This is a genomic window from Cupriavidus metallidurans CH34 (genome assembly GCF_000196015.1).
In the GTDB taxonomy this organism is placed as follows: domain Bacteria; phylum Pseudomonadota; class Gammaproteobacteria; order Burkholderiales; family Burkholderiaceae; genus Cupriavidus; species Cupriavidus metallidurans.
This window is the reverse complement of the sequence record NC_007973.1, coordinates 2,631,791-2,644,587: the sequence shown is the minus strand read 5'-3', so window position 1 is coordinate 2,644,587 and position 12,797 is coordinate 2,631,791. Positions and strand designations below refer to the sequence as shown.

At 62.7% G+C, this 12,797-nt stretch carries 14 protein-coding genes; 12 read left to right on the top strand and 2 right to left on the bottom strand.

Annotated elements, in window-relative coordinates; all coding sequences use genetic code 11:
• Positions 1-32: 32 nt before the first annotated feature.
• Together RMET_RS12215 and RMET_RS12210 are read right to left on the bottom strand one after the other, a co-directional pair.
• Entirely contained in the window at positions 33-764 is a 732-nt protein-coding gene (locus tag RMET_RS12215) for an SAM-dependent methyltransferase (RefSeq protein ID WP_011517029.1), read from the bottom strand.
• Between the two features lie 3 nt (positions 765-767).
• Positions 768-1,367: a Maf-like protein gene (locus RMET_RS12210; protein ID WP_011517028.1), complete on the bottom strand. Its 600-nt coding sequence runs from the start codon at positions 1,365-1,367 to the stop codon at positions 768-770.
• Positions 1,368-1,533: 166 nt separating this feature from the next.
• Here RMET_RS12210 and RMET_RS12205 point away from each other — a divergent pair, with 166 nt between their 5' ends.
• The 12 genes from RMET_RS12205 (at position 1,534) to RMET_RS12150 (ending at position 12,785) form a co-directional block, all read left to right on the top strand.
• The gene (locus RMET_RS12205) at positions 1,534-2,151 is read left to right on the top strand and encodes a DUF177 domain-containing protein (protein WP_011517026.1); all 618 of its coding nucleotides are present in this window, start codon (positions 1,534-1,536) and stop codon (positions 2,149-2,151) included.
• A gap of 120 nt (positions 2,152-2,271) precedes the next feature.
• Positions 2,272-2,451 (top strand): 50S ribosomal protein L32, encoded by a 180-nt coding sequence (gene rpmF, locus RMET_RS12200; protein WP_008644820.1) that lies wholly within the window; start codon positions 2,272-2,274, stop codon positions 2,449-2,451.
• Between the two features lie 192 nt (positions 2,452-2,643).
• A complete protein-coding gene (plsX, locus tag RMET_RS12195) occupies positions 2,644-3,723 on the top strand; it encodes a phosphate acyltransferase PlsX (protein ID WP_011517025.1) in 1,080 nt (359 codons plus the stop codon).
• 78 nt (positions 3,724-3,801) lie between these two features.
• Entirely contained in the window at positions 3,802-4,782 is a 981-nt protein-coding gene (locus RMET_RS12190) for a beta-ketoacyl-ACP synthase III (protein ID WP_024569908.1), read from the top strand.
• A gap of 73 nt (positions 4,783-4,855) precedes the next feature.
• Positions 4,856-5,791, top strand: coding sequence for an ACP S-malonyltransferase (fabD, locus tag RMET_RS12185; RefSeq protein WP_011517023.1), 936 nt, complete (start codon positions 4,856-4,858; stop codon positions 5,789-5,791).
• 20 nt (positions 5,792-5,811) lie between these two features.
• On the top strand, positions 5,812-6,561 hold the full coding sequence (gene fabG / locus RMET_RS12180; protein ID WP_011517022.1) for a 3-oxoacyl-ACP reductase FabG: 750 nt from the start codon (positions 5,812-5,814) through the stop codon (positions 6,559-6,561).
• Between the two features lie 169 nt (positions 6,562-6,730).
• The gene (acpP, locus tag RMET_RS12175) at positions 6,731-6,970 is read left to right on the top strand and encodes an acyl carrier protein (protein WP_008644813.1); all 240 of its coding nucleotides are present in this window, start codon (positions 6,731-6,733) and stop codon (positions 6,968-6,970) included.
• A 211-nt stretch (positions 6,971-7,181) separates the two neighbouring features.
• Complete coding sequence (fabF, locus tag RMET_RS12170) at positions 7,182-8,414, top strand: beta-ketoacyl-ACP synthase II (protein WP_011517021.1); 1,233 nt, start codon at positions 7,182-7,184, stop codon at positions 8,412-8,414.
• A 255-nt stretch (positions 8,415-8,669) separates the two neighbouring features.
• Positions 8,670-9,269 (top strand): RNA polymerase sigma factor RpoE, encoded by a 600-nt coding sequence (rpoE, locus tag RMET_RS12165; RefSeq protein ID WP_008644807.1) that lies wholly within the window; start codon positions 8,670-8,672, stop codon positions 9,267-9,269.
• 136 nt (positions 9,270-9,405) lie between these two features.
• Positions 9,406-10,062 carry a sigma-E factor negative regulatory protein gene (locus tag RMET_RS12160; RefSeq protein ID WP_011517020.1) on the top strand — a complete coding sequence of 219 codons (657 nt, stop codon included), beginning with the start codon at positions 9,406-9,408 and terminating at the stop codon, positions 10,060-10,062.
• Positions 10,063-10,070: 8 nt separating this feature from the next.
• Positions 10,071-11,150 (top strand): MucB/RseB C-terminal domain-containing protein, encoded by a 1,080-nt coding sequence (locus RMET_RS12155; RefSeq protein ID WP_011517019.1) that lies wholly within the window; start codon positions 10,071-10,073, stop codon positions 11,148-11,150.
• Positions 11,151-11,279: 129 nt separating this feature from the next.
• On the top strand, positions 11,280-12,785 hold the full coding sequence (locus RMET_RS12150; protein ID WP_011517017.1) for a DegQ family serine endoprotease: 1,506 nt from the start codon (positions 11,280-11,282) through the stop codon (positions 12,783-12,785).
• Positions 12,786-12,797 lie beyond the last annotated feature (12 nt).

The window sequence follows — 12,797 nt, the reverse complement described above, 5'->3', positions numbered from 1 at the left end:
GCCCCCGATTTCCGGGGGCTTTTGTTTTTGTCTTACTGCGCCAGCAGCGAGAAGATCGCGGGGCGCTTGTGCAGGTCGAGCCGGTCAGGGCGCCATGCTGAAATCGGCAGCGTGACGATGGCTTCGGTTGGGAGCGTCAGGTCGACTGCGATCGACAGCAGCGTGGTACCAGAGCAGTGTTGGCGCAGCGCCTCGAGCAGCGCACCGTTGCGGTAGGGCGTTTCGATCCACACCTGCGTCTGATGCGACTTGCGGGAGCGCTGTTCGAGTTCGCGCAGCTTCTGCGCGCGGACATCGGCGTCGACGGGCAGGTATCCGTTGAACGCGAAGCTCTGGCCGTTCAGACCCGAGCCCATCACGGCGAGCAGGATCGAGCTGGGCCCGACCAGCGGGCGCACGGTGATGCCGCGCGTATGCGCCAGTCGCACCAGGTCCGCGCCGGGGTCGGCCACGGCCGGTACGCCAGCCTCGGAGAGCAGCCCGCCATCGCGGCCCGCGGCAATCGGGTCAAGCAAGGCCGTCAGTGTGTCCGGGCGGGTATTGACGTTCAACTCGCGGATCTCGATCTGCTGGATCGGCTGCGCGAGCGGGGTCGTTTCGCTGAGCTTTTTCAGGAATGCACGTGCGGTCTTGGCGTTCTCGGCGACGAGGTAGTCGAGGCGCGCCGCGATCTGCTGGACGCCCGCTGGGATCACGTCCATCACGGGGTCGAATTCGTCGCGCTTGCCCAGTGTGTTGGGAATCAGGAACAGGTTACCGGCCATCGGTCAGGCTCCGAAGCATGGATAGCCGGCGTGACGCAGCATCCCGGTGAGTGCGATCAGCGGCAGGCCGATCAGCGCGGTCGGATCGTCGGATTCGACGCGCTCGAGCAGCATGATGCCCAGTCCTTCGACCTTGGCGCTGCCGGCACAGTCATAGGGCGTCTCGAGTCGCAGATAGGCGTCGAGTTCGGCATCGGAAAGGTTGCGGAAAGTGGCGTGTGTCTGGATATCGGCGATCTGGGCCTCGCCGGTGCGCCCATCAAGCAGGCACAGCGCGGAATGGAAAGTGACCGTTCTTCCGCGCATCAACTGGAGCTGGGCCAGCGCCTTGGCATGGGTGCCGGGTTTGCCAATCTGCTGGTCGTCGAGCGTGCAAACCTGGTCGGAGCCGATCACCAGGGCGCCGGCGTGAAGCGCGGCAATTGCTTCCGCCTTGAGGCGGGACAGGCGCAAGGCCGTGGCAGCGGGACGTTCGCCGGCCAGGGGAGTTTCGTCGATATCCGGCGTGGCAACCTCGAACGGGATGCGCAGGCGCGACAGCAATTCGCGCCGATAGGGGGAGCTCGACCCGAGAATCAAGGCAGGGCGGGTGTCGGAAGACATATTGTTAACAGAGAGCAGAGAGGCAGAAGCTGTGGTGGGCGGCGTACTGCTTGTATACTTTGACCGCTTCGGGTTTTTCAACGTATAATCGCGCGTTTAGCTGCACAGGCACGCACGTCGCCGGGATTTGTGTGGCAGACAAGGCATTTTGAGCGATTCAGCCCGTATGAGTCAGCCAACCCAGCCCGTGGCGTCCGCCGGGGCATTCGATCTGCGCGAAACCGATCTCTTCGCCTTCTGCCGTAAGGGCAGCAATGCGACGGGGGATGTGGCCACGCGCGATTTGCCGCGCATCTTAGCCGAGACGGCCGCCGATGCGCCAGCTTCGGCGCCGGACGAGACATTCCACTATACGGTGGCAGGTTCCGTCCGCGATGAGGCGGTGGAGCCCGGCACGCCGGTCGTGCAGCGACTGTTTCTCGATGTGGCGGTCAATGGACGTGTCTGGCTGGATTGCCAGCGGTGTCTCGGGGTGTACGCCGAGCCGATCGCCACGGAAATGTGCTTTGAAGTGGTGGTCAGTGAAGCGGCCGCCGAAGCGGCGCCAATGGATGACGACGAAACCGATGTCATTGTCGGTTCGAAGAAATTCTCGGTGCTGGAACTGATTGAAGACGAGGTGCTGCTGGCATTGCCGACAGCGCCGAAGCACGCGGTCTGTCCGTCGGTGCACGAGTCGCTCGTGACCGGCGCGGACGGCGAGGTGGAGCCAGAGGCGCCACCTGAGGAAGAAAAGCGGCCGTCGCCCTTCGCGGCGCTGGCCAGCCTGAAGACGAAGCATTGACGCCGCAGACGCGGCACGGCAAGCGTCTTTTCGGTAGCAGTTGAAGCATCCGGCCGGGCCCCGGCTACGCCTTGCGCAGGATGCGTGTGTTAATATCGCAAAATTCTCGAAGGAGTCATCATGGCTGTTCAACAGAACAAGAAGTCGCCGTCCAAGCGCGGCATGCATCGTTCGCACGACCATCTGTCGGTCGCGCCGCTGGCTGTCGAGCCGACCACCGGCGAAACCCACCTGCGTCACCACGTGAGCCCGAACGGCTACTATCGTGGTCGCAAGGTCATCAAGACCAAGAACGACTGACCAAGTCGTCTGGCGTGACCAAGTGTCCCGCTCGCGCACGTTGTCAGGTGTAAAACAGGAAAGCGGCAAGCTCGTTGCCGCTTTTTTGTTGGGCGCTCGGCTCCCGCACCGCAACGTATTCGCGCGTCCGGCTGATTGCGTCCCCGCAGCCCCAGGCGACGGGTGCCGGCGCGCTTTCCGTATCAGGAAATAATGACGATCAAGCTCGCTATCGACTGCATGGGCGGCGATCACGGCGTATCCGTGACGGTGCCGGCGGCGATCAGTTTTCTTTCCAGTCACGACGACGCCGAGATGATCCTGGTCGGCTTGCCCGACGCCATCGGCGCGCAGCTCAAGAAGCTGCATGCAACGGATCATCCGCGTGTGACCGTCGTGCCGGCAACCGAGGTCATCACCATGGATGACCCGGTGGAAGTGGCGCTGCGCAAGAAGAAGGATTCTTCGATGCGCGTGGCCGCCACGCAGGTCAAGGAAGGCAAGGCCGATGCCTGCATCTCCGCCGGCAACACCGGCGCGCTGATGGCGGTGTCGCGCTATGTGCTCAAAACGCTCGAAGGTATCGAGCGCCCGGCTATTGCCACCACGATTCCAAATGAACAAGGCTGGGGCACCACGGTGCTCGACCTCGGCGCGAATGCCGACTGCGAGCCCGGACACCTGCTGCAGTTCGCGCGTATGGCCGATGCCATGGTGTCGGTGGTGGATCACAAGGAGCACCCGACCGTCGGGCTGCTCAATATCGGCGAGGAAGTGATCAAGGGCAACGAGGTGGTCAAGGCCGCCGGCGAGTTGCTGCGTGCTTCCGAGCTAAACTTCTACGGCAACGTGGAAGGCAATGACATCTTCAAGGGTACGACCGATATCGTCGTTTGTGACGGTTTCGTTGGCAATGTGGCGCTCAAGAGCACAGAGGGCCTCGCGAAGATGATCGGCAGTATGATCAAGGAAGAATTCACGCGGTCGTGGTTCACGAAGCTGCTGGCGGTGGTGGCAATGCCGGTGCTGTCGCGCCTGGCGCGACGGCTCGATCCGGCCCGCTATAACGGCGCTTCCCTGCTGGGCCTGCGTGGGCTCGTGATCAAGAGCCACGGCTCGGCCGATGCCCATTCTTTTGAGTGGGCCATCAAACGCGGGTATGATGCCGCCAGAAATGGCGTCATCGAACGCATAGCAAGGGCATTCGCTCACAAGTCAGGTGCCGGTGGCGCCGCGACGGGCAGCCCGGAGACAGACGCACCGAACCCACATCCCGATTCTCGCGCCGCCTGAGGCCGCTTGCCCGCTGCGGCGGGCAGCCTGCGCGACCGCGCACAGGGCGACCCGGTGAGCATCACGATCCGACACGACATGACCAAGTACGCAAAAATCATCGGTACAGGGAGCTATCTGCCTCCTCGGCGCGTCACGAACGCCGACCTGGCGGCTCAGCTCGCCGAGAAGGGCATCGAGACCAGCGACGAGTGGATCGTCTCGCGCAGCGGCATCTCGGCGCGTTACTGGGCCGAGCCCGACGTCACGTCGAGCGACCTGGCCGTCAAGGCGGCCGAACGGGCGATCGAGGCGGCCGGTATCGACCGTCAGGACATCGACCTGATCATCGTCGCCACGTCCACGCCCGACTACGTTTTCCCGAGCGCCGCTTGCCTCGTGCAGCAGAAGCTCGGCATCACCAACCAATGCGCGGCATTCGACCTGCAGGCCGTCTGCTCCGGCTTTGTCTATGCGCTGGCCACGGCGGACAAGTTCATCCGCAGCGGCTCGCACAAGAATGTGCTCGTGATCGGCTCCGAGGTGTTTTCGCGCATTCTGGACTTCAACGATCGCACCACCTGCGTGCTATTTGGCGATGGCGCCGGTGCGGTGGTCCTGACCGCGTCCGATGAGCCGGGCATCCTGTCCACGGCCATGCATTCGGACGGAAGCCACGTGGGCATCCTTTGCGTGCCGGGCAATGTGTCCGGTGGCGCGATCACCGGCAATGCGTTCCTGCATATGGACGGACAAGCTGTGTTCAAGCTGGCTGTGACCGTGCTCGACAAGGTCGCGCGCGAAGCCATCACGGCGGCCGAGATGCAGGCCGACGAGATCGATTGGCTGATCCCGCACCAGGCCAACATTCGCATCATGCAGGGCACGGCCAAGAAGCTCGGCCTGCCGAGCGAGCGCATGATTGCCACCGTGCATGAACACGGCAATACCTCCGCCGCTTCGATTCCGCTGGCGCTCGACGTCGCGGTACGCGATGGCCGCATCAAGCCCGGGCAGACCGTGCTGATGGAGGGTGTGGGCGGCGGCTTTACCTGGGGCGCGGTGCTGCTGCGCATGTAAGATGCGGCCGGCGCGCGGCGCGTAGAACGCGGTGCACCAGTTGACAAGATGAATTGCTAGGACTGGATTTCAGATGAAATTCGCATTTGTTTTCCCCGGACAGGGTTCGCAGTCGGTCGGCATGCTCAATGCCTTTGCCGATAACCCAGTGGTGCGTGCCACGCTTGAAGAAGCTTCGACGGCGCTGGGTCAGGACATCGGCAAGCTGATTGCGGAAGGTCCGGCCGAAGAGCTGAACCTGACGACCAACACGCAGCCCGTGATGCTGACGGCCGCAGTGGCCGTGTACCGCGCATGGCTCGACGCCGGTGGTCCGGCTCCGGCGCTGGTTGCAGGCCATAGCCTGGGCGAGTACTCGGCGCTGGTGGCCGCAGGGGTGATCCCGTTTGCCGAGGCGGTGCCGCTGGTTCGCTTCCGTGCCCAGGCGATGCAGGAAGCGGTGCCGGTGGGTGAGGGCGGCATGGCCGCGATCCTTGGCCTGTCGGACGATGACGTGCGCGCCGCGTGCGCCGAGGCTGCGGCGGCAGGCGCTGGCGTGGTCGAGGCTGTCAACTTCAATGCCCCGTCGCAGGTGGTGATCGCCGGCAACAAGGGCGCCGTGGAAAAGGCCTGCGAGATTGCCAAGGCGAAGGGCGCCAAGCGCGCGCTGCCGCTGCCGGTGTCCGCCCCGTTCCACTCGTCGCTGCTCAAGCCTGCCTCCGATCGCCTGCGCGAGCGCATGGCTGGCCTGTCGTTCTCGGCACCGGCCATTCCGCTGGTGAACAATGTCGACGTGGCAATCATCAGTGACCCGGCTCAGATCAAGGACGCGCTTGTTCGTCAGGCAGCCGCTCCGGTACGCTGGGTCGAGTGCGTGCAGAAGATTGCCGCCGAGGGCGTGACACACGTGATCGAGTGCGGTCCGGGTAAAGTGCTGGCCGGTATGACCAAGCGCATCGACGGCAACCTCGTTGGTGGTGCAATCTTTGATCCGGCGTCGCTGCAGGAAACGCTGGCGCTGCTGAAGTAAGACCAAGGAACAAACGCAACATGAGCAAGACTCTGGAGAATCAGGTCGCACTGGTGACCGGCGCATCGCGCGGGATCGGCCGTGCCATCGCGCTGGAGCTCGCACGGCAGGGCGCAACGGTGATCGGTACCGCCACGAGTGAGTCGGGCGCTGCTGGCATCAGCGAGTACCTGGCTGGCGAAGGCCTGAAGGGCGGCGGTGTGGTGCTGAACGTCAACGACGCGGCGCGCTGCGAGGCAGTGATCGACGAGATCATCAAGGCGAACGGCGGTCTGAACGTGTTGGTCAACAACGCCGGCATTACGCAGGATCAGTTGGCCATGCGCATGAAAGACGAGGATTGGAGCGCCGTCATCGACACGAACCTGACGGCCGTGTTCCGTCTGGCCCGTGCCGTACTGCGCCCGATGATGAAGGCTCGTGGCGGCCGCATCATCAACATCACCTCGGTGGTCGGCTCCACCGGTAACCCCGGTCAGATGAACTACGCTGCGGCGAAGGCTGGTGTCGAGGGCATGACGCGCGCGCTGGCCGCCGAAATCGGCAGCCGCAACGTCACCGTCAACTGCGTGGCCCCCGGATTCATCGATACCGACATGACCAAGGTACTGTCGGAAGAGCAGCATGCGGCGCTGAAGACCCGGATTCCTCTGGGTCGTCTTGGCCAGCCGGAAGACATCGCCAATGCGGTGGCGTTCCTGGCTGGTCCGCAGGCCGCCTACATCACGGGCACTACGCTGCACGTGAACGGCGGGATGTACATGAATTGATGGTTCCGCCCGGGATCGGTTTCGAGGGAGAAGCCGAAAGAAGCCGGGCGAAGCTGTTGTTTTTCAAACCAAACGGGCGTGATTCTTGCAAAGTTCGGCAGGCGGATTTTTTGTGGTCCAAACCTGCTAAAATGCGCCCACTTTTTGTCGAACTTCCCTGGAGGGTTACATGGACAATATCGAACAACGCGTCAAGAAAATCGTTGCTGAGCAGCTTGGCGTGGCCGAGGCAGACATCAAGAACGAATCGTCGTTCGTGAACGATCTCGGTGCGGACTCGCTGGACACGGTTGAACTCGTGATGGCGTTGGAAGATGAATTCGGCATGGAAATTCCCGATGAGGAAGCCGAAAAGATCACGACCGTGCAACAAGCTATTGACTACGCTACCGCGCACGTCAAGGCCTAAGCCGTCGTCTTCATATTCCGAGCCACAGAAGGCAGGTCGGCGGGGCCGTTACGGTCCTGTCACGCTGTTTTCTGTGGCTTTCGTCTGTTCGACGAAGCAGAATCGGAATGATCTCAGCCGCTTCCTCTCGCAAGGAATCACTTCCTATCGGCAGGAGCAGCGAGATCCTGAATCAATCCAATTCCGCTTCACGTACTCGTAGGAAAAAATAGTGAGCCGTCGTCGCGTCGTCGTCACTGGGCTTGGCCTTGTGTCTCCCGTCGGAAACACGGTTGCCGAAGGCTGGGCCAATCTGGTTGCCGGCAAGTCCGGCATCGCCACCATCACCAAGTTCGATCACTCTCCCTTTGCTGTGCACTTTGCGGGCGAAGTGAAGGGCTTCAATGCCGAGGATTACATCCCGGCCAAGGAAGCCCGGAACATGGATACCTTCATCCATTTCGGCATCGCCGCCGGTTCGCAGGCGCTCAAGGACAGCGGCCTGGAAGTGACCGAGGCCAACGCCGAGCGCATCGGTGTGCTGGTGGGCTCGGGTATTGGCGGGCTGCCGATGATCGAAGATACGCAGATGACGCTGGCCGAACGCGGCCCGCGCCGGATCTCGCCGTTCTTCGTGCCAGGTTCGATCATCAACATGATCTCCGGCCACCTGTCGATTATCCACGGCCTCAAGGGCCCGAACCTGGCTGCGGTGACGGCCTGCACGACCGGGCTGCACAGCATCGGCCTGGCGGCGCGTCTGATTCAGGCGGGCGACTGCGATGCGATGCTGGCTGGCGGAGCGGAGTCGACGGTGTCGCCGCTCGGCATCGGCGGTTTTGCGGCAGCACGCGCGCTTTCCACTCGCAACGATGACCCTGCTGCGGCGTCGCGTCCGTGGGACAAGGACCGCGATGGCTTCGTGCTGGGCGAGGGTGCCGGCGTGATGATGCTCGAGGAGTATGAGTCGGCCAAGGCGCGCGGCGCGCGAATCTATGCTGAACTCATCGGCTTCGGCATGAGCGGTGACGCGTTCCACATGACGGCGCCGAACACCGACGGTCCGCGCCGCTGCATGGTCGCTGCGATCAAGGATGCCGGAATCAATCCGGACGAAGTGCAGTACCTCAACGCGCATGGCACCTCGACGCCGCTGGGTGACAAGAATGAGACCGATGCCGTCAAGCTGGCATTCGGTGATCACGCCTACAAGATGGTGGTCAACTCGACGAAGTCGATGACCGGTCACTTGCTGGGTGGCGCTGGGGGCCTGGAGTCGGTGTTCACGGTTCTGGCGATTCACAATCAGATCTCGCCGCCGACCATCAACATCTTCAATCAAGATCCCGAGTGTGATCTCGATTACGTCGCCAATACGGCACGTGACATGAAGATTGATGTCGCCGTGAAGAACAACTTCGGCTTCGGCGGTACCAACGGTACGCTTGTCTTCCGCCGCGTCTGATATCGCGCGCGTTTCGCATGAAACGGGGCCGGCTGGTGACAGCGGCCCCCGTCCCATCCTGTACTCCCCGGCATTTCCCCGAATCCTTGGGTTGCACGCAGGTGCAACCGCGTTCGTGGCCAGGCGGAACCTTATTGCGCAGTTGTGGTCACAGAATGCGCTCCGCGACACCCGAAATCGCCTGGATCGTAGGTAAAATACAACGCTTGTCTTGACGACGAAACCAAGAGATACACTGCAGCAGGTGAACTATTCGTGAGTGAACGCGAAGCCGATCAGCTTCTAGTTGAACGCGTCCAGCAGGGCGACAAACGGGCCTTTGAGTTGCTGGTGACCAAATATCACCGCAAGATCATCCGCCTGATCTCCCGCCTTGTCCGAGACCCCGCCGAAGTGGAGGATGTGGCGCAAGATGCCTTTATCAAGGCATATCGCGCGCTGCCCCAGTTCCGGGGCGAATCCGCTTTCTACACGTGGCTGTACCGGATCGCCGTCAACACGGCCAAGAACTACCTGGCCACCCAGGGACGGCGGCCGGAAGCGTCCAGCGATATCGATGCCGAAGAGGCTGAAACTTTTGCGGACGGTGAGCAACTAAGGGATATCAATACGCCGGAGTCGATGCTCCACACGCGCCAGGTTGCCGATACGGTGAACCGCGCCATGGAGGCATTGCCGGAAGAATTACGCACCGCCATTACGCTGCGCGAGATCGAAGGCCTCAGCTATGAGGAGATCGCGGAGGCGATGGGGTGTCCGATCGGTACGGTGCGCTCGCGGATTTTCCGGGCGCGCGAAGCGATCGCCGAGAAGTTGCGCCCGCTGCTGGGAACGGCAGAGGGCAAGCGGTGGTAGGGGATGTCAGCAGGATGCTGGTGTCTCTCAGTTTGAATGTCGTGCAGCCAGCGTTGCAGCCTATTCCTGCATCGATAAACGACAAGCAGTAGTGACGGGATTTATCGGTGTTCGATGGAATTTCTTGGGGTTGGAAATGGGTCAGGCTCATAAGCAGTCGGTTCATGTAATGGAAGCCGCGGAGCAGATCTCCGCATTGATGGACGGCGAGCTGGCGCCGCACGACGTGGATGCCGCGCTCGGCCTTGCCAAAGACGACGCTGGTATGGCCGACTGGTCGATGTACCAGTTGATCGGCGATGCGATGCGTTCGGAAGAGTTGACGCACGCAGGGTCGACCGAAGCCTTCCTCTCCCGATTCTCCGCGCAGCTTGAAGCCGAGCCGCATGTGCTGGTGCCGGCTGTCGCGCAGGCTGGCCGTCATCGACTGCTGGTGCGTCCATCGTGGGTGCGCCGTGTGGTGCCGGGTACCGCGATTGCCGCCGCAGTGGCTGCTGTGAGCTGGGTCGTGGTGCCGCAGATGCGTGGGCCAGGCGGTGTGGGCGCTCCGGATGCTGTGGTTGCAAGCGTCGAGCAACCGGCCGGTGCGACGGTAAAGGCTGGCGTTGCTGCGCCGGCGGCCGCGGGTTCGATCATGGCGGTCTCCGCCGATAGTGCCCAGATGATTCGCGATCCCCGTCTCGATGAATACCTGCGTGCCCATCGCACGTCGGTCGCAACCGATGCCTTTGTGCCGACCATGCGTACGGTGGTGAATGGTGTCAACTTCTCTCAGGACAATTCGCAGGAATAATGCCGGACATGCATAAAGGACCGTCGCTCGCCAATGCAGCGGGCGTACACGGAAAGAAGGGCCTGCGGAGGTCCTTTTTTCTGGCCTTATGTCTGACCGCTGCCGCCGCGACTGCGCAGCCGTCTGACTCCACGCTGAACCGCCGTGACGCCACGGCGTGGCTGAACAAGATCCATCGTGCTGCCCAGCGGGAGAACTACGTTGGTACGTTGATTTATCAGCGCGGCAGCATCATCCATGCCTCGCGGATCCAGCATTACAGTGATCTCGTACACAACGAGTACGAACGACTGGAAACGTTGGACGGCAAACCGCGCGAGGTGCTGCGCCAGAATGATGTGGTTCACAGCCTGATTCCCGAGGCCAAGCTTGTGGTCGTGGAGAAGCAGGAGGCCAAGGACCGTTTCCCGGCGCTGCTGGCGACGAACAAGAGCGACGTGCTCGACCTGTACGACATGCACAAGCTGCCGGCCGAACGTGTCGCCGGCGTCGAGTGCGAGGTCTTCTCGCTGGACCCTCACGACACGGCACGTTACGCGGTGCGGTTGTGGGCCGACAGGAATTCGGGCCTGCTGATGCGCGCGCAGACGATCGGCGAAGGCGGCAAGGTACTCGAGCAGGTCGCATTCTCGCAGGTCGATATCGGCGTGCCTTCAGACAAGCAGCGCATCCTCAATGCGATCAAGGGCGCGAGCTCCTGGAGTCATTACGAGGTTACCTATCAGCCTGCCAGCATCGCCGACGAAGGCTGGTCGATCAACACGCCAATCAAGGGCTTTCAGAAGATCCGGGAAGTGCGCCGCCCACTGGGCGAGTTGCATGCCCCGACCTCGGCCAACAAGTCCGGGCAGGTCTTCGAAGTATTGCAGGTCGTCTACAGTGATGGCCTGACGGGGCTTTCGGTCTTCATCGAGCCCGTATCCGAGCAGCGTGCCCGCCGCGAGGGCGTGGCGTCGCTAGGTGCCACCCAGGTCGTGGTACGGCGCGTGGCCGATTTCTGGATTACCGTGGTCGGCGAAGTGCCTGCTTCTACGGTGAGGCAGTTTGCGGCCGGCGTGGAATACCGCCCGCCCAAAGCGGTACACTGACCGAAATTGGTCCGGCGGCGGTGGAGTGGCAGTCCCGCAACACCGCCAGGCAGTACGCTTTGCAGGCGTCCCCCGGCCTTATGCGCTGTGAAGCATCCGTTTCTCGCTGATCTCCCGGGAGTTTTGTCGATGATTTCCAGATCTCCAGCCCTGGCAAGGGTCGTGGTCATGGTGGCCATGCTCGTGTTCGGTCCGGCTGTTTCCGAATTGGGGCACGCTCAGGCGGCGGCCCAGAACTACAACCTGCCCGACTTTACCGACTTGGTCGAGAAGGTGAGCCCGGCGGTTGTGAATATCCGCACGACAGAGCGCGTGCGCTCGCGTGGCGGCAATTCCCCCGATGACGACGAAATGGCGGAGTTCTTCCGTCGCTTCTTCGGCGTGCCAATGCCCGGAACGCCGGGACAGCCGCGCCGTGGCCAGCCTCCGCAAGGACAGGGCCAAAGTCAGGGGCAGGGCGAAGAGATGAGCCGGGGCGTGGGTTCCGGTTTCATCATCAGCCAGGATGGCTACGTGATGACGAACGCCCACGTGGTGGCAGAGGCTGACACGATCTACGTGACGCTGCCTGACAAGCGCGAATTCAAGGCCAAGCTGATTGGTGCGGACAAGCGTACCGACGTGGCGCTGCTCAAGATCGATGCAACGGGTCTGCCACGCCTGCCACTCGGGGATTCGGACAAGGTCCGCACTGGCGAGTGGGTATTGGCCATTGGTTCGCCGTTCGGCCTGGACAGCAGCGTGACCGCCGGTATCGTATCGGCTAAGGCGCGCGACACCGGCGACTACCTGCCGCTTATCCAGACTGACGTGGCGGTGAACCCTGGTAATTCGGGTGGCCCGCTGATCAACCTGCGCGGCGAAGTCATCGGCATTAATTCGCAGATCTACAGCCGCAGCGGCGGTTATATGGGCATTTCGTTCGCGACCCCGATCGACGAAGCGATGCGTGTGACCGAGCAACTGAAGGCGACTGGCAAGGTGACGCGTGGGCGGATCGCCGTGGCGATCGGTGATGTGACCAAGGAAGTGGCGGACTCGCTGGGCCTTGGGCGCACTCGCGGCGCGCTGGTTGGTAGCGTCGAGCCGGGCGGTCCTGCCGAAAAGGCCGGTATCGAGGCGGGCGACATCATCCTGAAGTACAACGGCCGGGATATTGAGAAGGCTGCGGATCTGCCGCGGATGGTCGGTGACACCAAGCCGGGTACGCGCGTGCCGATGCAGGTGTGGCGCAAGGGGCAGACCCGCGAGGTAATGATCACGGTGGCGGAGCTTGAGCCCGACACCCCTCGCGCCACGCCGCGCCGCGGCGACAAGCGCGGCGGAGGTAACGAAGAGGCACCCGCGCCGAAGCCGAATGCACTGGGCCTGATCGTCAACGACATCCCCGAGGCGCGGATGCGCGAGCTCAAGCTGAAGTCAGGGGTGGAGGTCGACACGGTTGATGGTCCGGCCGCTCGCGCCGGGATCCGTCCGGGCGACATCATCCTGCGACTCGGTGATACCGACGTGACCAGTGCGAGGCAGTTCAACGATCTCGTCAAGGGACTGGACAAGAACAAGATGGCTGCCGTGTTCGTGCGCCGCGGCGATGCTACCCAGGTGCTGACGCTGCGTCCCAATCAGACGCGCTGACCAGGCCCTGGA